Source organism: Helicobacter mastomyrinus (assembly GCF_039555295.1).
In the GTDB taxonomy this organism is placed as follows: Bacteria; Campylobacterota; Campylobacteria; order Campylobacterales; family Helicobacteraceae; genus Helicobacter_C; species Helicobacter_C mastomyrinus.
Genome location: NZ_CP145316.1, coordinates 693751 through 716565, shown reverse-complemented (window position 1 = coordinate 716565; position 22815 = coordinate 693751). Strand labels below are relative to the sequence as shown.

22 protein-coding genes are annotated in these 22815 nt (G+C 38.9%); 18 read left to right on the top strand and 4 right to left on the bottom strand.

Annotated features, from left to right (window positions below):
- Positions 1 to 8: 8 nt before the first annotated feature.
- The 17 genes from V3I05_RS03595 (at position 9) to V3I05_RS03515 (ending at position 14992) form a co-directional block, all read left to right on the top strand.
- Positions 9 to 692, top strand: coding sequence for an MqnA/MqnD/SBP family protein (locus V3I05_RS03595; RefSeq protein WP_300447940.1), 684 nt, complete (start codon positions 9 to 11; stop codon positions 690 to 692).
- A 56-nt stretch (positions 693 to 748) separates the two neighbouring features.
- A complete protein-coding gene (locus V3I05_RS03590) occupies positions 749 to 2182 on the top strand; it encodes a COG3400 family protein (RefSeq protein ID WP_300451205.1) in 1434 nt (477 codons plus the stop codon).
- An 8-nt stretch (positions 2183 to 2190) separates the two neighbouring features.
- The gene (gene aroB / locus V3I05_RS03585) at positions 2191 to 3252 is read left to right on the top strand and encodes a 3-dehydroquinate synthase (protein WP_300447944.1); all 1062 of its coding nucleotides are present in this window, start codon (positions 2191 to 2193) and stop codon (positions 3250 to 3252) included.
- Positions 3242 to 4825, top strand: a complete 1584-nt coding sequence (locus V3I05_RS03580) for a mechanosensitive ion channel domain-containing protein (RefSeq protein WP_300447946.1) — start codon at positions 3242 to 3244, stop codon at positions 4823 to 4825. The genes aroB and V3I05_RS03580 overlap by 11 nt, the downstream gene beginning before the upstream one ends.
- Before the next feature lie 14 nt (positions 4826 to 4839).
- A complete protein-coding gene (gene mtaB / locus V3I05_RS03575; RefSeq protein WP_300447948.1) occupies positions 4840 to 6111 on the top strand; it encodes a tRNA (N(6)-L-threonylcarbamoyladenosine(37)-C(2))-methylthiotransferase MtaB in 1272 nt (423 codons plus the stop codon).
- A complete protein-coding gene (locus V3I05_RS03570; protein ID WP_300447950.1) occupies positions 6098 to 7786 on the top strand; it encodes an AAA family ATPase in 1689 nt (562 codons plus the stop codon). Before mtaB ends, V3I05_RS03570 begins: the two co-directional genes overlap by 14 nt.
- On the top strand, positions 7761 to 8138 hold the full coding sequence (locus V3I05_RS03565) for a hypothetical protein (RefSeq protein WP_343354031.1): 378 nt from the start codon (positions 7761 to 7763) through the stop codon (positions 8136 to 8138). Before V3I05_RS03570 ends, V3I05_RS03565 begins: the two co-directional genes overlap by 26 nt.
- Positions 8139 to 8489: 351 nt before the next feature.
- Positions 8490 to 8699 (top strand): TOBE domain-containing protein, encoded by a 210-nt coding sequence (locus tag V3I05_RS03560; protein ID WP_300447952.1) that lies wholly within the window; start codon positions 8490 to 8492, stop codon positions 8697 to 8699.
- Between the two features lie 3 nt (positions 8700 to 8702).
- Positions 8703 to 9647: an ankyrin repeat domain-containing protein gene (locus V3I05_RS03555; protein ID WP_343354029.1), complete on the top strand. Its 945-nt coding sequence runs from the start codon at positions 8703 to 8705 to the stop codon at positions 9645 to 9647.
- A gap of 520 nt (positions 9648 to 10167) precedes the next feature.
- Positions 10168 to 10581, top strand: coding sequence for a nucleoside-diphosphate kinase (gene ndk / locus V3I05_RS03550; RefSeq protein WP_295700959.1), 414 nt, complete (start codon positions 10168 to 10170; stop codon positions 10579 to 10581).
- On the top strand, positions 10582 to 10971 hold the full coding sequence (locus tag V3I05_RS03545; RefSeq protein ID WP_295700962.1) for a hypothetical protein: 390 nt from the start codon (positions 10582 to 10584) through the stop codon (positions 10969 to 10971).
- Between the two features lie 2 nt (positions 10972 to 10973).
- Complete coding sequence (rpmF, locus tag V3I05_RS03540; protein ID WP_295700964.1) at positions 10974 to 11123, top strand: 50S ribosomal protein L32; 150 nt, start codon at positions 10974 to 10976, stop codon at positions 11121 to 11123.
- 22 nt (positions 11124 to 11145) lie between these two features.
- Positions 11146 to 12144: a phosphate acyltransferase PlsX gene (gene plsX, locus V3I05_RS03535; RefSeq protein WP_295700967.1), complete on the top strand. Its 999-nt coding sequence runs from the start codon at positions 11146 to 11148 to the stop codon at positions 12142 to 12144.
- A gap of 8 nt (positions 12145 to 12152) precedes the next feature.
- On the top strand, positions 12153 to 13136 hold the full coding sequence (locus V3I05_RS03530) for a beta-ketoacyl-ACP synthase III (RefSeq protein WP_300447956.1): 984 nt from the start codon (positions 12153 to 12155) through the stop codon (positions 13134 to 13136).
- A 202-nt stretch (positions 13137 to 13338) separates the two neighbouring features.
- On the top strand, positions 13339 to 14064 hold the full coding sequence (gene flgH / locus V3I05_RS03525) for a flagellar basal body L-ring protein FlgH (protein ID WP_295700973.1): 726 nt from the start codon (positions 13339 to 13341) through the stop codon (positions 14062 to 14064).
- Between the two features lie 9 nt (positions 14065 to 14073).
- Positions 14074 to 14775, top strand: a complete 702-nt coding sequence (pseF, locus tag V3I05_RS03520; protein WP_295700974.1) for a pseudaminic acid cytidylyltransferase — start codon at positions 14074 to 14076, stop codon at positions 14773 to 14775.
- A 58-nt stretch (positions 14776 to 14833) separates the two neighbouring features.
- Entirely contained in the window at positions 14834 to 14992 is a 159-nt protein-coding gene (locus V3I05_RS03515; protein ID WP_295700977.1) for a hypothetical protein, read from the top strand.
- 46 nt (positions 14993 to 15038) lie between these two features.
- Here the strand turns inward: V3I05_RS03515 and V3I05_RS03510 are convergent, their stop codons facing one another.
- Positions 15039 to 15761 carry a hypothetical protein gene (locus V3I05_RS03510; RefSeq protein WP_295700980.1) on the bottom strand — a complete coding sequence of 241 codons (723 nt, stop codon included), beginning with the start codon at positions 15759 to 15761 and terminating at the stop codon, positions 15039 to 15041.
- 708 nt (positions 15762 to 16469) lie between these two features.
- Between V3I05_RS03510 and V3I05_RS03505 the strand changes: the two genes are divergently transcribed.
- The gene (locus tag V3I05_RS03505) at positions 16470 to 16931 is read left to right on the top strand and encodes an asparaginase domain-containing protein (protein ID WP_343354026.1); all 462 of its coding nucleotides are present in this window, start codon (positions 16470 to 16472) and stop codon (positions 16929 to 16931) included.
- Between the two features lie 76 nt (positions 16932 to 17007).
- Here V3I05_RS03505 and V3I05_RS03500 read toward each other — a convergent pair whose 3' ends face one another.
- From V3I05_RS03500 to V3I05_RS03490, 3 genes are all read right to left on the bottom strand, one after another.
- On the bottom strand, positions 17008 to 18480 hold the full coding sequence (locus tag V3I05_RS03500) for a c-type cytochrome (protein WP_300451938.1): 1473 nt from the start codon (positions 18478 to 18480) through the stop codon (positions 17008 to 17010).
- A gap of 707 nt (positions 18481 to 19187) precedes the next feature.
- Complete coding sequence (locus tag V3I05_RS03495; RefSeq protein WP_300451940.1) at positions 19188 to 21473, bottom strand: outer membrane protein transport protein; 2286 nt, start codon at positions 21471 to 21473, stop codon at positions 19188 to 19190.
- Positions 21474 to 21586: 113 nt separating this feature from the next.
- Positions 21587 to 22579, bottom strand: coding sequence for an asparaginase (locus V3I05_RS03490; protein ID WP_343354023.1), 993 nt, complete (start codon positions 22577 to 22579; stop codon positions 21587 to 21589).
- Positions 22580 to 22815: the final 236 nt, after the last annotated feature.

Sequence of the window (22815 nt, the reverse complement as noted above, 5' to 3'; positions counted from 1 at the left end):
GGGAAACAATGCGCTTTGGAAAGATTGCCTATTTAAATCTTTTGCCTTTTGATGTATTTATTAAGAAATATCCTTTGCCTCTATATTTTAAAGCCTTTTTAGAGCATAGAAAGTCATATCCCGCAAGACTTAATAAAGATTTTTTATATAAACGTATCGATGCCGGATTTATCTCTTCTATTGCTGGGTATGAGAGCGTGCGTCAAGGTAGGGCGACAAAGGCGGGGATTGTGGCAAAGGGCGCTGTGTGGAGTGTGCTAGTGCTGCCAAAGCAAAGCAAAGATGACTATCAATCCGCCTCCTCTAATGCCTTGGCAAAGGTAATGGGGATTAAAGGAGAGGTGCTTATTGGTGATAGGGCGTTAAAATACAAGTTGAGTGGGGCTAAAGCTATTGATTTGGGGCAGAAATGGTGGGAGAAACATCATCTAGGATTTAGCTTTGGACGATTATGCTTTAATCGCTATGGGCGTTTTTATAGACATTTAGCAGAGAGTTTTGTAAATAAACCTGTGAAGATTCCCTATTATATTTTACAAGCAAGGAGTAAGCAAAGTGCTATCGCTCCAAAGGATATTCTTATGTATTTAACACATATCCATTATCGCATAGATAAAAAAGAGGAGATGGCTTTAAGTAGATTCTATGCACAAATGAGATTAAAACGCATTAAAAAGCCTATGCGTTTTTAAAAAGGTTATTACTTCTTGGTTATAATTTAGCCCTAATTCCCTTAAAAAGGCAAGGTGTGAAAAAGACGCTTATTATCGCACAAGGCAGTATTGCAAAGATTTTCCTTGATACGATTTTAGACAAATATTTTAGCAATGATTATTACATTGTCATCGCTAAAGATATGTGTTTTATCCCTGATAAAGTGCCTAGTTCCTTTGAATTTCATCATTTTGATTATACTTCGCCTTATAGAGTGGCACAAGTCATTAATGAGGATATTCATAGCATATTTTTAGTGCTTGATGATGAGGGAGAAATCATCGCTACTTATAAAATGCTACGCGCACTCAATAAAAAAGCACATATTGTAATGGCGTTAAAGACGCAAAAGCAAACTGAGCAAATGCAAAATGATACCAATTTAGTAGTGCTTGATGAAGACCTTATCGTCTCTAATAAATTTATTGAGCGATTGCCTAATGTCCCGCTTATTCCGCGTAGCTTTGGTTTAGGGCAGGGTGAGATTATGGAAGTGAGTGTGCCAAGCGGGAGTATTTTCACTTATCGGCATATTGGCTCGATTCAACAAAAGAAATGGCGGATTGTAGGGATTTATAGGCGAGGAGAATTGCTTTTGAGCTCGCATTCTTTGGTGATTCAGCCTAATGATAGTTTGCTTATCGCCGGAGACCCTAAGGTGCTTAATGATGTATATATGCAAATAAAAAGTGATGTTGGGCAGTTCCCCGCACCTTTTGGGCGAGATATTTTTCTCTATGTGGATATGTCGCTTTCAAGTGAGCATAGAATCTATAATGATGTGCAAGATGCGCTTTTTTTGAACAAGAATCTCAAAAATAATAAGCTTTTTATTTATATTCTTAATCCTTCAAACCTTGCTTTTATTGATATGATAAAAGCTTTAGAATCTAAAAGTGTGCAAGTAAGGGTGGATTATAGTAATGCAAGTTTTGAAGAAAGAATCATTCAAGATGCACAAAAACGTTTTGGGCTTGTCATTGTGAATCAAGATATTTTTGCTTCACGTAAAAATCGCAAGGCGCTTTTTGATCTCTCTATTCCTGTGCTTAAAACAGGCTGGGAGCATATTGAAGAGTGCAAAAAGAGTTTTGTGATATTAAGCGAAAATATGGGCGATAGCGAGAATGTCGCTTCTGTGGTATTTGATATATCAAAGCAGTTGCGTTTAGATATAGATGTGTATGATTATGATACAGATGCTGCCTATCATAATGAAATCGTGCAGCGATATGAGGAGCTTTCACGCATTTTTGAGCGTAAAATGAATACGATACAAACAGATTCTAAAAATCCTATTTTATACTTACAAGATAGCTTTATGTCTTATTTATCTTTTGTGCCTTTTGAACGCGGTATCTCACGGACAAAAACATTTTCATTTCTTTCTACTGATGTGCATAAAATCGCTTCTATGAATAGCAAGAATCCCCAAGTTTTTATTCCATTGCCAAAGGAACGCAAATAAGGATTACTATGAGTGAAACTATACATATTAAAACCCCAGATTCACAATATCCTATACATATTGGCGCATTACCCCACATCGAGTATTCCCATAAGGTGCTTATCGTATCTAATCCAAAAGTCGCAGGGTTGTATCTCTCGCACATTTTGGCACATATCAAAGCCCCTGAAGTGTATGTGTGTATTGTCCCTGATGGGGAGCAGTATAAGAATATGCAAAGTGTGGAATATATCCTTGAGTGCGCCTTTTCTCATCGATTAGATAGAAAATCGCTAATGATAGCTCTAGGTGGCGGCGTCATAGGCGATATGGTGGGCTTTGTGAGCGGTATTTATCAGCGAGGGATAGATTTTATCCAGATTCCCACTACACTTTTAGCACAAGTTGATGCTTCTGTTGGTGGTAAAACAGGTATTAATAATGTTTTTGGTAAGAATCTTATCGGAATTTTTCATCAGCCAAAGGCTGTATATATTGATCCTGCTATGTTAAAAACACTTAGCACAAGAGAGTTTGGCGCAGGTGTGGCAGAGATTATCAAAATGGCAGTGTGCTTTGATAAAACATTTTTTGATACCCTGCTTAAAAGTCCTCTTACCCTAACAGATAGCGCTTCACTCATTTATGCCATTGCACAGAGTGTGAAGACTAAAGCGCAAGTGGTGAATGCCGATGAAAAGGAGAGAGGTATTCGTGCAGCACTCAATTACGGACATACGTTTGGACACGTGGTTGAAAACCTCACACATTATAAGGCATTTTTGCACGGAGAGGCAGTAAGTATAGGTATGTGTATGGCAAATGCCCTTGCCTGCGAGCTAGGAATGCTTACTCCCAAAGAATGTAAAAGTATAGAGAATCTACTGCAAAGCTATCATTTGCCTACACGTTTTGCGTTTAAAGATGTCAATGATTTTTATGAGAAATTTTATTTAGATAAAAAAAGCACAGATTCTAAGATTATGTTTGTATTGCCCTGTGGGATTGGCAATGTGAGAATGCGCGAAGATGTGCCAAAAGAAGTGGTGCTCAAAGTGTTAAGGGCAGTGGGTGAATGCGATGAAAAATAATGTTGGGTATATTATTGTATTTTTATGTTGTACAGCTATGTGGTGCAGTGGCGCAAATAAGGGAGATTCTATCCGTAAAGAGATACAAGAGATTGATAAAAAGCTTGAGCAAAGCCATAATACGTGGTTTAAATACTATGTGAGTTTGCAAAACTATAATGAGCTTACTCACGAAATCAATGCTCTTAAAAATGAATTAGAATCTAATGCGTCCCCATCACGTTCATTAAGACATCGTTTAGAGACATTAGAGCGACAGCAGGACTTGCTTAAGGACTATACCAAAGAGCCAAATAGGACGCTCTTAGAGGCAAAAAATATCGAGGGTGTGCCTCAAATCACCAATCCCTTTTTAATATTCACAGGCTATTCTTTTATGAAAAATTTGCAAGAGCAGCAAGATACATTTCAAGCAAATAAGGAAAGCCTAGAGGATCTCCTAGAAATCGTGCGGGAAAAATACGCCCTGCTTTTAGAGCTTAGTTTTGTAGATAAATCTCTTGATGTGGCAAATGCCATTGTCCGCACACAGACGATACTTGAAGAGCTTGAAGGCACACAGAGAATCTTGGAGACCTCCATAGATATTTATGTGCAGGAGGCTGAAAGTATCCATAATAAACTTAAAAGCCAAATCAAAAATCAAATTGTTAAGATTATCTATGTGGGCGTGGCGGTTGTTATCACGATTCTTCTAGCGTTTTTGCTTAAACTTACTTTGCGTAAATATATTTTAGATACCAATAGAATATACACGGCAAGTAAAGTGATTAACTTTTTAAACATCACCATTGTTGTGCTGATTTTGCTTTTTAGCTATATGGAGAATGTGACTTATCTCGTGGCGATTGTGGGGTTTGCTTCAGCGGGGCTTGCTATTGCGATGAAAGATTTGTTTATGAGTGTGCTGGGGTGGTTTATCATTGTTTTGGGCGGCAGTGTGCATGTGGGCGATAGGGTGCGCGTATGCAAGGATAATAGCGTATATGTGGGCGATGTGCTAGATATTTCTATGCTAAGAATTACGCTTTTTGAGGATGTAACCCTCACCAGTTATAGGGAAAATCGACGTGCAGGGCGGATTATTTTTATCCCTAATAATTTTATTTTTAGCACAATGTTTGCTAACTATACGCACGGCGGATTAAAGACAGTGTGGGATGGCATAGACTTTAGCATTACGTTTGATAGCAATTACAAAAAGGCATTAAAAATCGCCACCGACATAGGCAGAAAATATGCAAAAGGCTATACAGAGATGGTGCGTCAGCAGGTGCATCGTATGCGAGATAAATATTCTTTGCGTAATCCTAACTTAGAGGTGCGAAGCTATTGTATGATAGAGCCTAATGGATTTAGAATCTCCCTTTGGTATCAAACCAATGCCTATGCCACACTCGCCTTAAGAAGCACAATTTCTGGAGAGATTATCGAGCGTATTCTTAAGGAAGATGACATACATATCGCTTATCCCACAAGCAAGGTTGTTGCCACAGGAAGTGATGGCATAGGCGGCGAGATAAAAGATAGAGATACAAGGGCGATTCTTGGCGGTGGGCATATAGATTCTTAAATAAGGACAATACATTGAGTGAAGTAAAAAAAGTATATTTTAAAACCTTTGGTTGTCGCACGAATCTTTTTGACACGCAAGTGATGAAAAGCTCTTTAAGGCAGTTTGAATGCGTGGAGGATGAGGAGAGTGCTGATGTGGTGGTAGTCAATTCCTGCACGGTTACTAATGGTGCAGATAGGGGCGTGAGAAGCTATCTGCATAAAATGCAAAAAAGTAATAAAAAGGTCTATCTTACCGGCTGTGGCGTGGGGACAAGGGGAGAGGAGATATTTACAAAGAATCTAGCACATAGTGTATTCGCCCATAGCTTTAAAGAATCTATTGATGATATGCTGCAAAAAAAACAGCGATTTTTCTACCCTGAAAGCAATAATAAACATATCGATAGCACACTCATAGCGCAATTTGCTAATAAATCACGTGCGTTTTTGAAGATTCAAGAAGGCTGTAACTTTGCTTGTAGTTATTGTATTATCCCCTCTGTGCGAGGAGTGGCGCGCTCATATCCTAAGGATAAGATTCTAAGTCAAATCCGCACTCTAAGTGAGAGTGGCATTAGCGAGGTGGTGCTTACTGGGACAAATGTCGGCAGCTATGGCATAGATTTAGATAATTACAATCTTGCAAAATTGATAAATGATATAAATACTTTGGGATTGCTTAAGCGATTGCGTGTGGGGAGTTTAGAACCTAGTCAAATCGATAATGAGCTAAAAGAAGCCCTAGAAGTACCACTTATGGAGCGGCATCTCCACATCGCCTTACAGCACACAAGCGATAGTATGTTAAAGATAATGAATCGCCTAAATCGCGTGGAGAGTGATTTAGCCTTGTTTGAGGATTTTGCTAAAAAGGGCTTTTGCTTAGGGAGTGATTTTATCATCGCGCACCCAGGAGAGAGCGAATCTATATGGCAGGAGGCATTGGAGCATTTTAAAAGATTCCCTCTTACGCATTTACACCCTTTTATTTACTCCCCACGTGAAGGCACACCATCAAGTACAATGAAATATCACATATCTGGCAATGTTGCTAAGGAGCGATTGCACACGCTTAAAGCCATCATCACACAAAACAATGAATCTTTTAGAAAGGCGCATTATGTGCCTTTAAATGTGCTATGTGAAAGCAAGGTAGCCTCTCAAAATGGCTTTGTGTATAGCGGATTGGATCAGTTTTTTAATCGTATGCACTTTGAAAGTCAAAGGGGGGATTTAGAGGGGCAGTGGATTTGCTTTGAGACATATCAAATCAGCAAGGAAGGTAATAATGCAAACATCTAAAAGTCTTATAGTAGGCATTTTGGCTATTGTGTTGGTCGTGCTTTTAAGCGTGGTGATAATAATGCGCGATAATACGCAGCTTGTAAGCGCACAAGAGGCACAAAATTTCTTTATGAATGCAGAAGCGCATAATGTAAGCGTAGATGATGAATATGTGTATTTTGATGTGGAGGATAAAGCATATAGGGTCTATATTCACTCTATACCGCCGCAAATGTGGAGCTATACCTTTCCTGTGCATACCAAAAATAAGCATTTTTTTGGTGATATTTTAAGTGAGATAGGCATTGTTATTGTGCTGCTTTTGGGCTTTAGTGTGTTATTTCAAGCTTTGAGGTTAATGTTTTTTAAATCTCCTGCCGCATCTAAAGCCCCAAAGCCCGATATTCCGCTCTCACGTGATAGTGAAGCCCCTCTGCTAGATTCTCAAACCATCTATACATCTATGACAAGTGCTGTGCGATTTAACGACGTAGCAGGTATTAGCGAGGTCAAAGAAGAGCTATTAGAAATTATTGATTATCTAAAGAATCCTAAGCATTATCAAAGGTTAGGCATTACCCTGCCTAAAGGCGTGCTTTTGGTAGGTCCGCCGGGCGTGGGCAAAACGATGATAGCTAAGGCGGTAGCGGGTGAAGCGGGTGTGCCATTTTTTTATCAAAGTGGCAGCAGCTTTGTGCAAATCTATGTCGGTATGGGAGCAAAACGCGTGAGAGAGTTATTTAGCAGAGCAAAGGCAAAAGCCCCTAGCATTATTTTTATCGATGAGATTGATGCCGTAGGTAAAGCACGAGGTAACACACGTAGCGACGAGAGGGAGACTACACTTAATCAGCTTTTGACAGAGATGGATGGATTTGAAGATTCAAGTGGGGTGATTGTGATTGCAGCGACTAATAAAATGGAGGTGCTCGATGAGGCTCTGCTGCGTAGTGGGCGATTTGATAGGCGCATTTATGTAGAGCTACCTAATCTCAAGGAGAGGGAGCATATTTTAGAGCTTTATTTACGGGGAAAAAAGCACGAGCTAGATATTAATGAGATTGCAAGGCTTTGTGTAGGCTTTAGCGGTGCGGCTTTAGCGGCGTTGGTTAATGAAAGTGCGCTCAATGCACTAAGACGCAAGTCAGCCGTGATACAAAAAGAAGATATTTTGGCCACAAAAGACAAGGTGCTTGTAGGGAAGAAAAAGGCATTGAGTTTAAGCGAGAAAGAAAAGGAGATTCTAGCCCTTTATCAAGGGGCAAAGGCTTTGAGCGCGTATTGGCTAGAGGTGGATTTTGATAAAATCGCACTTGTGAATGAGAGCTTTAGACAGGTGGATAAAGAGCTTACGAGCAAACAAGAGCTTATGGCAAAAATCAAAGTTGCCCTAAGTGGCAATATTGCCGTGCAATGTATCTATCAGCAAACTTTTAGCAATGCTAAAGATGATATTGCTAAGGCAAAGGAGATAGCCACACAGATGTGTGAGCAGTATGGTATGAGTGGGAGGCTTTTGAGTGATAGTAGCGATGTGGCAGCGATTTTAGACGAGGCACAAACAGAAATGCAGGATTTTATCACTAATTCTAAAGCTGTGCTGCTGAAAATCTCTCAAGCCTTGCAAGATAGGGAGCGGCTAAGCAAAGAGGAGATAAAGGCAATTTATGAAAGCGCACACGATGAGCGATAGGGAGATTGTGTCTTATGTGCTAGATTCTGTCATCTCGTATTGTGAGAATGCTTATACGATTATAGGCTATGGGGAAAGTGGCATTATATGGCGTGAACGGGAGATTCTAGATGTAAAAAAGGCATTAAAAAGGGCACTAACCTATGTGGATTCTCGTAAGCGATTGCAGAATCTACTGCTATTTGCGCCCTGCCTTGAAACACTAGATGAAATAAGGCTTTTACATACTCAAGGGGTGTGTATAGATATTTATGTAGGGGAGCAGGATAAAGATGCAAGGGTGATTTTAGAATCCTCCGCTTCCTTTTGCACAGCACGGTATTATAAAAATGTTTCTTTCAGTGATTTTTAAGATAAAAGATTCTCTATCGTAAAATTCATTTAATGTGGCATTAGCAAATCACAAGGGCATTTTTCTGCTTTTAAGGGATTTGCAAGGGCGGATAGGCATAAAGTGCGTATCCTAGCTATAGCTTCTAAGGGTGGGAAGTGGCATATCTTGTGAGGTTGTCCTTTTTTTTGTGATGAAAGTCAAATGAGAAGGCATTGTGTAAAATGATGGTTTTTCTATCCCTAAAGTATTCTTGGATAAAATTATCTTGTTTGGAGCTTGCTAATGTTTAAGAAAAGTCTCAGGACAAACTTATTGACTTGTTTGGGATAAACGTTAGATAATTTTGTAGTTATTTTTAAGGAGTGCATTATGAAAGTAAGTGCGAGAAATCAACTTAAAGGTAAGATCGTATCAATAGAAAAAGGTGCTGTGAATAGTATTGTGAAGATTGATATTGGCGGAGGTAATATCATCTCTGCAACAATCTCTTTAGAATCTATTAATGAACTTAAGCTTGAAGTGGGTAAAAGTGCTTATGCTTTGATTAAAGCTACTTCTGTAATGGTGGGTGTGGAGTAGGCATTGATTCTGCGATATGTTTTTGTAAGCCTATGCTTATGTAATACTATCTTTGGAAATGGGATTCAAACACAAGAGGATACCCATAACCCTCATAGTCTTGAGGAAGAATTGACTTTATTGCTCAAAGTGGATTGCAAACAGATTAATTTCCTCAAAGGCACTACTAAGGCTCAATATAAAAATAAAGAGGCAGCAAACCAATGTGTGGTCGAACAAAATATATTTAAAGCTATTATCAATGATGATATACAAGCCTACCGCTCCAGTCTCAATGATAAATGGAATGGATATTTTCTATTTTACATGACACAATCCCCACGTCTTAAAATCACGCCTTTAATGCTCTCTGTGATATTTAACTCCCCACATATTTTTGAATTTATTCTTACAGATGCCCAAAAAGCAGATTCACAGAGCAAAAATAAATCGCATTTGAGTGTGAATCAAGTCATATCCCAGAGCCATATGGCACTAGGAACTTTTAAGCTGAGAGGTAAAGTCTATAATGTTCATGGTGTTAATGCACTTGATTTGGCAGCAATGTATCATCGCTATGATATGTTTTGGGCATTGCTCCATTATGGTGGAGAATATGATAACCCTAGATATCTCCTTACTAATGGTATAGTTACCTTTGGCGATAGGTATATTTTAGAGCTTATGCTACGTTTTGATGAAGATTTTTTACATAATTTTGGGGGAGGGCATATCCTACATTTTGCCGCTCGTGATGGAAATATCGAGCTATTAGAATATTTGATTAAAGATAAGCAAATGCCCATTAACACACTAAGGGCTGGAGAAACACCACTTGATGCAGCTCTTAATGCTAAAAATTTTCAGCATAAACCACAACTTCAGGCTGCTCAAAAGCTCATTGAGCTAGGCGCTAAAATTTCTCAAGCAAACCAAAAGCGCATAGATAAATTAACAAAAGATAATTAAAGCAGAGATACAACTCGTATGTGTTGTCTTTATGCGCAGATTGTCACCTCTCCATAGAAAAATATCATGTAAGCTCAACTAAGGTATCAAAGCCTACTAAAGTTTTAATAGTTACTAGGATATGGATTTTTATGTTTCTTTGCTTTATTATGATAAGCATTTTTGTAGTTTTCAATTATAGAAAGATTCGATAATCTTAGAAAAATTAAAAACATCTTAGACCTTGCCACCACCCCGCATAATTCTAATGTGGCAAAGCTATGTATAGCGCGGCATTGTTTATATCCATTTTATCAAATTTATCGAAGGGGCAAATAGAGTGAGATTCAAATTTATGCTTCAATTGTCGCGCTTATGGGTGAATTTTTTTAAGTGCAATGTTATATTTTGATATTTTTGTATCTTTTTACTTGTTATTTTTAAGAATGAAAATTTGAACGTCATTGTTTATCTTAAGGTTTTTTTGCTAGAATCTAGGACTTTATTTTGTAGCATTGCAATTAATACATAAGGAAGCATAATGGAACAAACTCTTTCAATTATAAAGCCTGATGCTGTCAAAAACGGCGTGATTGGCAAAATCATTGACCGATTTGAAAGCAATAATCTACGTATTGCCGCGGCAAAAAAACTGCAGCTTTCCCGCACTGACGCGGAAAGCTTCTATGCGATTCATAAAGATAGACCTTTTTTTAAAGATCTGGTGGATTTTATGATAAGCGGACCAGTGGTTGTTATGGTGCTTGAGGGCAATAATGCTGTGGCAAAAAATCGTGAGCTTATGGGTGCAACTAATCCTAAAGAAGCTGCCAAAGGCACGATTAGAGCAGATTTTGCACAAAGCATTGATGCAAATGCAGTGCATGGAAGCGATAGCCTAGAAAATGCTAAAAATGAAATCGCTTTCTTTTTTAGCACAAGGGAGATTTGCTAATTGAAAATTGCAATGAGGAAAATCTCTCACTCACCTAAAGACATTGCCCTTACTATTGACAATGAGGGCGAGACAATCACAGAGCATATCACGCTAGAGGGGCAAATCAAGCGGATAGATTCTCAAATGCTCTCCCTAGAGGGTAAAATCCGCGGGCAAATCGAGCTTATATGCGATGTGAGTGGTGAGCTATACATACAGGAGCTGGATTATCCTTTGGCTTTGTATATTGCAGATGGTATCTGGAATATACAAAGCCAAAGTAAAAGGCTTGATAGCTTTGAGGTTATTGAGTTTTTCGATGGCTTTGTTGATTTAACCTATATTTTGGCAAGTGAGATTGAATCTATACGAAGCGATTATCACACCAAAGAAGAATACGAGGAGTAATTATGGCAGTTCCTAAAAGACGCGTGAGTAAAACACGAGCAGCAAAAAGACGCACACATTACAAAGTGGCTCTAGCAAAACCTATCAAAGACAAAGATGGTAGCTGGAAAATGCCCCATCATATTAGCAAATTTACAGGCAATTACAAATAATCCTATTGCTTAAGGAGTGTCTATGGTAAAAGTAGCCATTGATGTTATGGGTGCGGACAATGGTGTAACGCCCATAGTTGAGGGTATTATGCAGGCATTAAAAACACGAGATTTTAATGCGGTGATTGTTGGCGATGAAGCACAAATTACTCCACTTATCCCCTCCAGCCTTAAAAATCGCGTAGAGATAGTGCATTGCACAGATTATATTCGTATGGAAGAATCCGCCTCAAGCGCAACAAAACGCACAGAATCTTCGATTTTCAAAGCTATAGAATTATTAAGAAATGGTGATGTGAGTGCGCTTGTCTCACCTGGGCATAGTGGAGCGACTATGAGTCTTGCCACGCTTAAAATTGGACGTATCAAAGGTATATCTCGCCCTGCGATATGCACGATTATGCCAAATATCACAGACACACCAAGTGTGATACTTGATGCAGGGGCAAATACAGATTGTAAAAGTGAATATTTAGAGGATTTTGCAATTATGGGTTATGAATATGCAAAAAATGTCATAGGGCTTAAAGAGCCTCGTGTAGGGCTTTTAAGCAATGGAGAAGAAGACAATAAGGGTAATGAGCTCACAAAAGCTGCTTTTAAGCTCCTTAAACCCTATAGCTTTTTTAAAGGCAATGTAGAGGGGAGAGATATTTTTAATGGTAGCATTGATGTGATTGTGTGCGATGGATTCAGTGGGAATCTCGTGCTAAAAGCAAGTGAGGGTGTAGCATCAGCCATTAGCGTGGTGTTAAAAAAAGAGATTAAATCTTGTATTTGCTCGATATTTGGGGCATTCTTTTTGCGTGGTGTATTTAGACGATTAAAGAAAAAAATGGATCATAGCGAATATGGTGGTGCACCCTTACTTGGAGTACAAAAAGTGGTGATTATTAGCCACGGCAGTTCCAATGCGCGTGCGATTGAATGCGCTATCTATCAAGCTCTGCACGCTATAGAATCCGATATTTGTGCTAAACTTGCTCAAGCTTTTGCCTCTATTAAAACAATTCAAGAATAAGGCTTAATATGTATGCCTCACTTAAATCTATCGCCTCATATATCCCACCTACTTGCATAAGTAATACTGATTTTGAAAAAGTGCTTGAAACAAGCGATGAGTGGATTACCAAGCGCACAGGCATTAAAACGCGCTATTTTGCCCAAAGTCATCAGCAAACAAGTGATTTAGCTTATGAAGCGGGGAAACTTGCAATGGAGCGCGCTAATGTCAAGCCCCAAGATATTGATGCGGTGATTGTGGCGACTTTAAGCCCTGATTATCTCACTATGCCTAGCACAGCATGTATCACTGCTTTTAAACTCGGTATTGAAAACAAACCTGCTTTTGATATTAGCGCGGCGTGCAGCGGGTTTATCTACCTGCTATGCTTGGCTAAATCATTTATAGAATCTGGCACATTTAGGCAGATTCTTATTATCGGGGCGGAAAAACTAAGCTCGGTGCTGGATTTTAGTGATAGAAGCACTTGCGTGCTTTTTGGCGATGGGGCAGGGGCTTGTGTGATAGGTAGCACAGAGGATAAAAACGCGGCAATCCTTGATGTGCATTTGGGCGCAAATGGCAGGTATCAAGACTTTCTTTGCACTCCACGCACACACACATCTTTTGGGCAGGAAATAGAGATAGCGCGCTCCTGTGTGCAAATGAAAGGTAATGAGATATTTAAGCTCGCTGTAAAAACGCTTGTGGCTGATGTAGATGAGATTCTTAAAGCTAATGCTTTGCAGCCACAAGATGTGTCATTCTTTATCCCTCACCAAGCAAATTTGCGTATTATCAACGCTGTGGGAGAAAATCTCAATTTTAGTAAAGAGCAGATTATCATCAGTGTGCAAAAATATGGCAATACCTCTGCAGCTTCTATTCCTATGGCAATGAATGATCTTTATATGCAAAAGCAGCTTAAATATGGGGATTTAATGCTGCTTGATGCCTTTGGTGGTGGGCTCACCTGGGGTTCTGCTCTTGTGTATTTTGGCGGGAAGTAGCGTTTGCTTTCTGTGTAAGATTCTGTATTGCCACACATAAGCCTTAAGGTTGCTACTTGGTCTTACAAAAGATGTGTGATGTATTTATGAAATTTATTCTAGTAATATAAATATTTTTTGTGTTTTATTTGCATATTTAAAGTTATTTTGATGGAATGCCCTTTGCTTTAAACATTTTAAAGCTTATCATTAAGGATAGATAATGCGCGCACAAGGGATTTACGCATTAAGTGTGTTTATTTTGTTTATCGTTTTTGCCAATCAAGGCTTTAGCTTTGAAGCGAGTATTGACTTTAATGCACCCGATTGGGTAGAGGAGCGGGAATCTGCGGATAATGACATACCCGAATTGCCACGAGCAGGAAGTTTGTTTGGCGGTGGGGATAAACCGCTATTTGCTGATAGACGTGCGATGAAGCCAGATGACTTAATTACAATTGTTATTAACGAAAGTGCTAATGCGAATTTCAACAGCACGAAAAACTATAATGGTGCAAGTGGTGGGAATGTAACGCCCCCATCGATTGAATACACAGGTAATGATGAGGAGCATAAGCAGCTTGTGCAAGAGCTAAACGACCAAGCCGCCTATAATTTGACAAAGGCAAACAATACTTCAAATTTTCAAGGTGGCGGTTCGCAAAATCGCAGCGAAGCTCTCAATGCTACTATTACAGCGCGTATTGTCAAGGTGCTAGATAATAATACCTACTTCATACACGGCAGACGTGAGGTGCTTGTCGATGGGGAAAAGCAGATTCTAGAAGTTAGCGGCGTGGTGCGTTCATTTGATATCAATAAAGACAATGTCGTGCAAAGTAAGCATATCGCAAATGCCAAAATCGCTTATACTGCACTTGGTCCTATTAGCGATACCAATCGCAAAAAGCCAATGAGTGATGGGATAGAATCGCTCTATCCGTTCTAATCGCGCACAATGAGAAAAATCGCCCTTATCCCAGCACGAAGTGGGAGCAAGAGAATCCCGCATAAAAATATCAAGCTCTTTTGTGGCAAGCCTATCATTGCCTATCCTATCCAAACTGCTTTAGAATCTAGCATTTTTGATGAAGTAATCGTTAGTACAGATTCTCAAGCAATCGCGCAAATCGCTCAAGAATATGGTGCAAAAGTGCCTTTTATGCGTCCAAAGGAATTAAGCGATGATTTTACCCCCACATCTTCAGTTGCTGCCCACGCCATTCGAATGCTTCATCTTAAAAGTGATGATATGCTTTGTGTGATTTACCCTACCGCACCGCTTTTGCAGATAGATACGCTTAAAGAAGGCTTAGAATCCTTGCTTAAAGATAACTCAAAACAATTTAGCTTTTGTGCTGTAATGTATGAGTATAATCCTATGAGGAGCTTTTACATCCGTGATGATGGTATAGAAATGCTTTTTCCCGCGCAATATCTCATACGTTCGCAAGATTTAGAGCCACTTTTTCACGATGCAGGGCAGTTTTATTGGGGGAGGGCAAGCGCGTGGATAGAGAATCTACCTATTTTTGCCCCGCATTCACACGCCATAGTAGTCTCTCCCTATCAAGCTCAAGATATTGATGTTCTAGCAGATTGGGAACTTGCAGAAATGAAATATAAGATAGCTTATGATAAGCTTGAACAGGATAAATGATTTAACCATTCAAAGCACTATAAAGCGAGGATTTATGTCTTAGCACACGAACCTTACAATGATGGAAGACAGCCAAGCAGAGCCTTTTGCTATTATTGAGGCGGGATTTAAAATGAGGGAGAGAATCTACACGCAAGAGATGTATAATGAAGACATTCAAGCATTGAGTAAGACTATCGATCCAAATTTGCTCAATACCCCTAAAAGAAAGGATTGAGCTGTATTTAGCGCCAAAAAGAGTAATGGCTTAACAAAAATTTATTTTATTTGTCAAAGCCCTTAATACCTACTTCAAGCATAATAATCATATCTCGAGAATGTGGATAAGACATATTATTGATAGTATTTGTGGCATTTGTGCGCTGATATTTACCTATGAGATTTATATAATACAAGGTATTATCATTGATATGGCGGGAAAAGCCTATATGGGCTTGAAATGACTCGTTGTTCTTGCCTTGCACCTTAAATCTAGTATCATTGAGGATATAGTTTGCAGAACCTATCCATCCATATCCTATGCCATAATCAAAATATGTGAGTCGACTTAAGGGAATGTAGCCATCAGCTTCCAAGCCTAAGAGAATAAAATCCCTACTCAAGTCGCTTCCTTCCTTGATTTTGCCATTATACGTACTGTCTTCTACAAAAACATTGATAAAAAGCGGAGTAGAAGCACTAGCTATATTTAATCCCAGCTTAGCATAAAAATCAAATATAAACACACCATTGCTAGGGGATTGTGATGAGCCTTCACCAATACGTCCGCCTAAAGCCGTTTGGAATCGATGCTTATATACCCCTCTATGTTCAAGCGAGAGATATCCCACATAGCTTTTAACATCATGCGCACTAAGCCCATAGTGTCCTCCACCAATGCCAATATGCCCATAATCGCATTTATCTTTTTCGCATTGTTGAGCATATACAAAACTAAGGGAAAATACACTCACACAAAGCATTTTGTAAATAGTTTTAGATAACATAAATACCCTCCTTTATACCCAAGGAGTGTTCCTTGGGATTGAATGTGATAAGATTATTTCCACCAGCCGTTATTGCGACCAATGTCATATATCAACTTGGTTCCAGAAATAACTACACTTGCAGCACCCCAAAACTCGCCTTGAGTTTCTTTCATTTCTTCACTACTGAGTGGCTTGGCATTTACCTCTTGACTACCAAAAAGCAAAGTCTTATCTGTTTCGCTTAATGTTTGCTCCTGAGGTTGTACAGCTACAAGGGAACTTGCCCCAAAACTAAAAACTTAAAGCCAAAGAAACTAAATATTTGCGCATAGCAAACCTCCAAAAAAAGAATTTTTGTTATATTATTGATATACGCAATAATATAACGAACCCATCATATTAAATTTTTTTTGAAATTACTTATAGTTTTGTAGTATATATTTAGTAATAGTGATTATTAAGTAATATTCCTATCGAATCTAAACAATTAAAGATAATGTGTTATTGCAAATATAATAAGCAATTGAGGCTAAAACTCCATATATTAGGTGTTTGCAACATATTTGCCTTGCACAATATTTTAGTAAAAGAGATATGAGTAGAGGTAATTTCAACAAGATTTTGCAAGTATATAAACTCTCGTGCAATTTTCTTTTTTATACAAGTAAGGATATACTTTGCTTATGAGGGAAATACTATAGCTTTAAACCAAGCAAGGGAAAATAAATGCAATATATAAGCAATAAGCCACATATTATGATTATAGCTACGGGTGGGACAATTGCCGGTAAGATGAATAAAACAGATTCTACAACTACCAACTATACAAGTGGCATATATACAATAGATACTCTGTTTTCTTCTATTCCACAAATCCACTCTCTTGCTCATATCCATACCACACAGCTATGCAATATCGATAGTGCCGATATGAGTGATGATATATGGCTTTCTCTCGCACGATGTGTCAATAAAACACTTTCAAATACCTTATATAATGCTGTAATCATTACTCACGGCACAGATACGATGGAAGAGAGCGCATTTTTCTTACATTTAGTTTGCAAAAGCCATAAGCCTATTATTTTTACTGGAGCGATGAGAGCATTTGATAGCATAGATTGGGATGGAGGTAAAAATCTTTATAATGCCTTGCTTCTAGCTATTCATAGGGATTCCCAACAATAAATCTCGTTTGCCATAAGGATATACTTCGTTCACAAAGAAGTCTCGATCATTTATTTTTTCGCTATTTGATGAAAAATCAAAAGCGAGTTTGTTTGTATTCCGTTGATTGTGTTATCGTCTCTTCAATAGTCATTTTCTTGTCTTTTATATGTGCGACTCGAGGTGTTTCTTTTTGATTTTGCGGAGCGTGTATAATATCTGTTATTTCTTGTGCAATTTTTGCATAGGAACGCATAGCCGCTTTTGTTTTGAATTGCCCCATCATAATGTATATATAGCCATTAGCTCGATATAAGGCGTATGGATATTTCGCAATATTTTGCAAGGTGCCATTAGGCACCTCTCCCTCATATGTAGCAAGGATATAGTAATATCCATCTATAAACTTGGCAGTTGAATCGACATTTTGAGTCTTAAAAAAGACATAAGATTGCTCCGCAATATAATCAAGCGCTTCTTTGGATATATCCTTATCGTGCGTAGCAAATACATAATAATATCCTGTATCGGCTTCGCCTTCTTCTGCTTGCTCACCCTTGCGAGGAGTTTCTATATTTCTAAAGAATGGTAAAGTGGGGGCAGGATTATGTGTAGGTGCTGATTTCCCGTGAAAGACATTAACACCTCTAGCAATACTTCCCCCTAACGAACCATCTTCTAGCACCTCTCTTAATGTGTTATTTCCATCAAGATAGCGCACTATAGGCTGCATATTACGTTGTACGTGTGTGGTTTTAGTAAGAAATGTTATAGTTTGCTTATCTCTTTTAGTATCATTGTAGGTATCATACGCACCAATAAGGTAACGATAAAGGGGCTTACCGCCATCTTGACTAATATGCACGATATAGGGATATTTAGCAATTTTATCCATAATATCTTTGGGCACCTCGCCTCTATATGCAGCCACTTGGTAATAATACCCCTTAAATGTCTTGGGCTTTGCAATTGGCTGTGGAGCTATGGCTTGAGCAATATGCTGAGCTGGACACTGACACGAAACTTCCGCGACACTCTCTGCTTTTGTTAAAACAATGAAATTATCTCTTCTGCTCTTCTGCTCTTCTGCTCTTCTGCGCGCTCTTTCTCTAGCTATCGCCAAAGCCTCTTCTCGGGTATATTCCCGTTCTTGTTGTCCCCTAAGGGATTCTAGATAAAAAGCTATATCTTCTATATCTTGATCGGTAAATTTATACCGCATAAGGGCTGCGCTCATTGTTCCACTTGCGCCACCACCATTAGCTATACCATCTCTGTAGGCATTTAAGATTCGCACCAAAGTATTTTTTCTCATACCAGCAATGGGTCTGCTTGCTTTATCTCCCGGAGGTATAAGCTCTCCTGTTTTGCCATGACAGTGCGCACAAGCTCTCTTGTAGAGGTTTCCACCGCTTTCAAGTGAGTTCGCTACCGAAAAATCGAAGCTTGGGGCTCCATAAGCTGATGGAATACATAAAATTAGCCAAACAAAAGCTATAAGTATAGGTATAAATTGTATTGATAAGGATATACGTCGCGCTTTTATAGATTTGATGCGGTGTTCCGTCATTGATAATTCCGTCGCATAAGTTTAACATTGTTTTTTGGCATAAATAGTGAAAATATAAATGCCCCCTGATTTTTTACCCAGCAGTATTATAAACTAAAATTGAATTTAAAGATACTTTACTTATTATAATTTAAACTTTATTAAATATATTGTTTAATTTTGATACATATTTTATATTTTTTATACTTTTTTTAATATAATTATTTAGTTTTGATTCTATATTTTTTCATCAAGAGATTATAATATGCCCTTATAGTATATTTTTTTAAAAGATTTTATACCATATTTTCTAGGTTTTAATATATGAAAGCTTTACAATGTAAAATTAAATAGGGAATTTGCATTTTGGATATTTGCTATACAATAAATTACACAAGAGTACAGAGGCTAATAAATATGAATAGATGAGTTAAATTTGACGATAAGTCTTAAAATCCGGCATCTTCCCATAAATAGACCTTAATCAGGGGGTAGAGGGGTGTTTGGGAAGGTCTATTATAGGAATCACGCCGTATTTAAGATAATAGCAAATGATGTTCCATTTTTGGTATTCATATATAAATTATTACCTTTAATGCTGCATTGCATAGTATAGAAAAAAGCTTGATATACTTCATAAACCAAATGCTAGCAAGCTTTTAAGCTTTAATTACTATTTTGCAAAATTACGTAGTAATTTGGGTCGCAGGAATGCAGCAATAGCGAATCTAAAACTGATAGCCAAATGAAGCAGAGAAGAGATGCAGCTGCCCAACCCCCCCCCCTGATTGGTAAATGCTCTTGCGCCCATCTTTAAGACTTAAAGAATAGGCTAGTCCATAGCTCCACTTTTCATTAAGATTCTTTCTTAGCCCTACACCAAACATATAGGCGTTACTATCAGGGATCCCCAGCTTGTCTTGTGACACTGGGGATTGGTCAAATGCAGCAGAAAACATTAAAAGCGTGTTTTTGCGCGTGAGATAGGTAATGCCTAAGCGCAATGCGATCGTATCCTGCCACCCATCACCCATAGCCACCGCACCATAATCGGCTAAATCCATCATAGATTCTAACTGCTGTGGGCTAAACTGCAGCACCATACCACTTAAGGGGGTAAATCGTGGCTTGCTAAAATTAAAGGCGAATTTATCACCCTTGCTCCAATAGATTTTTTCATACACAAGCTCTATGCCTAATCGCCCAAAGTAGTGCATAAGCGCGATTTGCATTGTGGAGGGTAAAGTTGTAGTAAGATTTAAATCCGCTCGCATATTCACATCGCCCACAGAGCCACCGATATAGGTAGTCGCGTCAAGACTTCCTTTAAGGTTAAAGGTTACGGGCGAGGTATAGACAATACTTAAAGTCGTCTGTTTGCTCTCAAAAGGACGCACACTCATAGCGACTTTATAGCCAAAGGCTAAGTCCGCGCCATCGCTCTTTTGATCGACTTTAGTCGCGCCCACTAAATGCGTAGTAATATCCATATCACCCATACCAAAGGCTTCTGCGACTTGTTTAGCGTCCATAAGCGGCAGATAGCCCCGCGGTGCGCCGTCTTCATCTTTTTCTGTAGGTTTTGGGTAAGCGCAAGGTCCCGGATTGTTTGTCTGCAAATTCCCATTAAAATCATAGAATGTGCCTGTATAACAATTCACATACGCCCCTAATTGCTTTGCTTTAGTCATAGTATCGCCAAGATTCCCACAGCCAAAAAATCCGCTTGTGCTATATCCATTTTGAATGCAGTAATTTACGCCATTGACAAACTTATATCCATCACGTTCTACTCCATTAATAGTAGTTTTATAGGTTTGGTTAGGTACTTGATTGAAAAATGTTGGGAGACAAATTGTTGTTTGATCTACACAAGTTTTATCATTATATCGCCAATCCAAATGACCATTTGCCCATTCACCTTGATACGTCTCCCAATTTTGCTTTATCGTAGCGTTAATCTCTGCGACTTTTTGATTATACCCCGCTATATCGATGACTTGCCTCTCCTCATCGATATATTGATTAAACACATCAGGGGAAGGCATACCAAACCACGCCTCAGGGTTGAAGAGCGTGGGAAGCCCATAGCGCAATTTATTATTCAAATGCCCTCCCCCGCCAACGCCAAGCCCTGCTAAAGCCGCTAAGGCATTGCCTTGAGCTGTATTCACTGCATAAATGAGCTGTGCCATAGCCTCTGGCACCATAGATGAAGGAATCTCATCAAAATCCTTAATATTAGTAATAACCTCTCCGGGCTTCTCTCTCGTACCTAGTGGCACAAAAACCGTGTTTGCGAAATTCCCCATACCATAGAGGATTCTCGGGCTTACGCCAATAGCAATTCGCTCATTATAATTCCAGCTAAGCGATGGACTAAGCTCCACCATAGCTATCATTACATTACGTAAAAACGCTCCCGCCTCGCCATTCCAATTCATAGCTAAACCACTAGGTGCAGTGAAGCTCACTCCCCAGTTAAAATTCCCCCACTTACTCTTAGCACTCTTGCTTTTGTAAAAAATCTTAGGCACGGGGAAAAATGTAGAATCCGCACTTCCCGCTACTAGCGCACCTTTTTCGCTAAAGCCCCATTCGCCATTTTGATTTTTCACTTCGGAGGGCACTTCAATAGGCTTTGTTAAATCCACACCCAAAAAGCTATTTGCCAAATTCGCCATACTTGGATCAATCCCTAGTGTCGTAGTCGTGCTTAAACCCCAGTTTATCGAGCCTTCGCCAATATTTTTTGTGCTAGTATCGGTAGTAAAAGCAAAGCCGGGGATAAAAATGCCTGTAAGGGTAATATCCAAATCGTGTTTATCATTGTCACTTAATGGGTGGGAAAAGCCCATATTCGCAGGATTATAATAAACACTATCTGCACCAAAAGCCCCAGCGACATAGGCGGAATTAAGGGCAGTAGATTTAAGGCTCTGTTCACTGATTCTAAATCCTGAAGCAAAGCTTAAGCAACAGCATAAACCTGCATAAATAAATAGCCTTAACACCTTCCCTATCCTCGAAATTATAATGTTTTGGTTGTAAAATTGTTGCGTATGCAACTATATACCTTGCTTTATAACTTTGTGGAATCAAAAGAGAAAAAATGATTTTTTGTAATTTAGGTGTAGAAAAATGTAGCAATTTGAAGGGGGTTGTTGCTTTGCGTCAAAGCAAGAGTAAGCAATACTCGTGCTTTTTGTGGATTCAAATCTCCGCTAGAGATGAAGCCATTTTGCGAATCTACCTCGCTTATATATACACTGCCTTGATTAATGCGAGAGCTTATCACCACACACAAGCCTTGTTTAATGAGACTTTGGAGTGTTTGCTTATGGACTTTATGGACGCTCCCAGCACCGCTCCCAGCGATGACTAGCCCTTGTGTACCATTGCTAAAAAGTGCCTTAGCAGCGATTGATGAGCCATCATTAGCATAAGAGTAGAGTATATCCACACGCGGCAGGGATTCTATCATCTCCGTGTCAAACATAGGCTGATGTAATACACCGCAAGATGCGTGAAAATGCACCGCACCATTGGCGATATAGCCCAAATCACAAGGTGAGGCAAAAGATTCAAGGCTTGAAGTGTGAATCTTGCTCGCATACCGCGCAGAGAGGATTCTATCATTCATACATAGCATAACCCCTCTCTTTTGGGAATCCCTATGAATAGCTAGAAGCAAGGCATTATAAAGATTTTTACCTCCATCCCAATCTATGCTATCAAATGCTCTCATCGCTCCAGTAAAAATAATAGGCTTATGGCTTTTGCAAACTAAATGTAAGAAAAATGCGCTCTCTTCCATCGTATCTGTGCCGTGAGTAATGATTACAGCATTATATAAGGTATTTGAAAGTGTTTTATTGACACATCGTGCGAGAGAAAGCCATATATCATCACTCATATCGGCACTATCGATATTGCATAGCTGTGTGGTATGGATATGAGCAAGAGAGTGGATTTGTGGAATAGAAGAAAACAGAGTATCTATTGTATATATGCCACTTGTATAGTTGGTAGTTGTAGAATCTGTTTTATTCATCTTACCGGCAATTGTCCCACCCGTAGCTATAATCATAATATGTGGCTTATTGCTTATATATTGCATTTATTTTCCCTTGCTTGGTTTAGTTTATTGGGAATTTTAGAGATTCTCTTCTATTATTTCTATGCTATTGCGTTTCGCACTGCGTAAGGCTTTTGCTCGTGTGGAGTGAATCTACACTTCGCGCCATGCAGTGTCCTTTTGTAAAAAAGGACACATCTTGCAAAGAGCAATAGCCCTTAATGCACAAAAGGACACACCTATAGCTAAGATGTTGCCTTATGTATCAAGTGGGATTC

Coding starts and splice junctions, on each gene's coding strand:
- plsX (WP_295700967.1), top strand. CDS start 11,146: ATGGTAAAAGTAGCCATTGATGTTATGGGTGCGGACAATGGTGTAACG.
- V3I05_RS03490 (WP_343354023.1), bottom strand. CDS start 22,579: ATGCAATATATAAGCAATAAGCCACATATTATGATTATAGCTACGGGT.
- V3I05_RS03580 (WP_300447946.1), top strand. CDS start 3,242: ATGAAAAATAATGTTGGGTATATTATTGTATTTTTATGTTGTACAGCT.
- V3I05_RS03560 (WP_300447952.1), top strand. CDS start 8,490: ATGAAAGTAAGTGCGAGAAATCAACTTAAAGGTAAGATCGTATCAATA.
- V3I05_RS03570 (WP_300447950.1), top strand. CDS start 6,098: ATGCAAACATCTAAAAGTCTTATAGTAGGCATTTTGGCTATTGTGTTG.
- V3I05_RS03530 (WP_300447956.1), top strand. CDS start 12,153: ATGTATGCCTCACTTAAATCTATCGCCTCATATATCCCACCTACTTGC.
- flgH (WP_295700973.1), top strand. CDS start 13,339: ATGCGCGCACAAGGGATTTACGCATTAAGTGTGTTTATTTTGTTTATC.
- pseF (WP_295700974.1), top strand. CDS start 14,074: ATGAGAAAAATCGCCCTTATCCCAGCACGAAGTGGGAGCAAGAGAATC.
- V3I05_RS03500 (WP_300451938.1), bottom strand. CDS start 18,480: ATGACGGAACACCGCATCAAATCTATAAAAGCGCGACGTATATCCTTA.
- rpmF (WP_295700964.1), top strand. CDS start 10,974: ATGGCAGTTCCTAAAAGACGCGTGAGTAAAACACGAGCAGCAAAAAGA.
- V3I05_RS03505 (WP_343354026.1), top strand. CDS start 16,470: ATGCAATATATAAGCAATAAGCCACATATTATGATTATAGCTACGGGT.
- V3I05_RS03510 (WP_295700980.1), bottom strand. CDS start 15,761: ATGTTATCTAAAACTATTTACAAAATGCTTTGTGTGAGTGTATTTTCC.
- V3I05_RS03595 (WP_300447940.1), top strand. CDS start 9: ATGCGCTTTGGAAAGATTGCCTATTTAAATCTTTTGCCTTTTGATGTA.
- aroB (WP_300447944.1), top strand. CDS start 2,191: ATGAGTGAAACTATACATATTAAAACCCCAGATTCACAATATCCTATA.
- V3I05_RS03515 (WP_295700977.1), top strand. CDS start 14,834: ATGATGGAAGACAGCCAAGCAGAGCCTTTTGCTATTATTGAGGCGGGA.
- ndk (WP_295700959.1), top strand. CDS start 10,168: ATGGAACAAACTCTTTCAATTATAAAGCCTGATGCTGTCAAAAACGGC.
- V3I05_RS03565 (WP_343354031.1), top strand. CDS start 7,761: ATGAAAGCGCACACGATGAGCGATAGGGAGATTGTGTCTTATGTGCTA.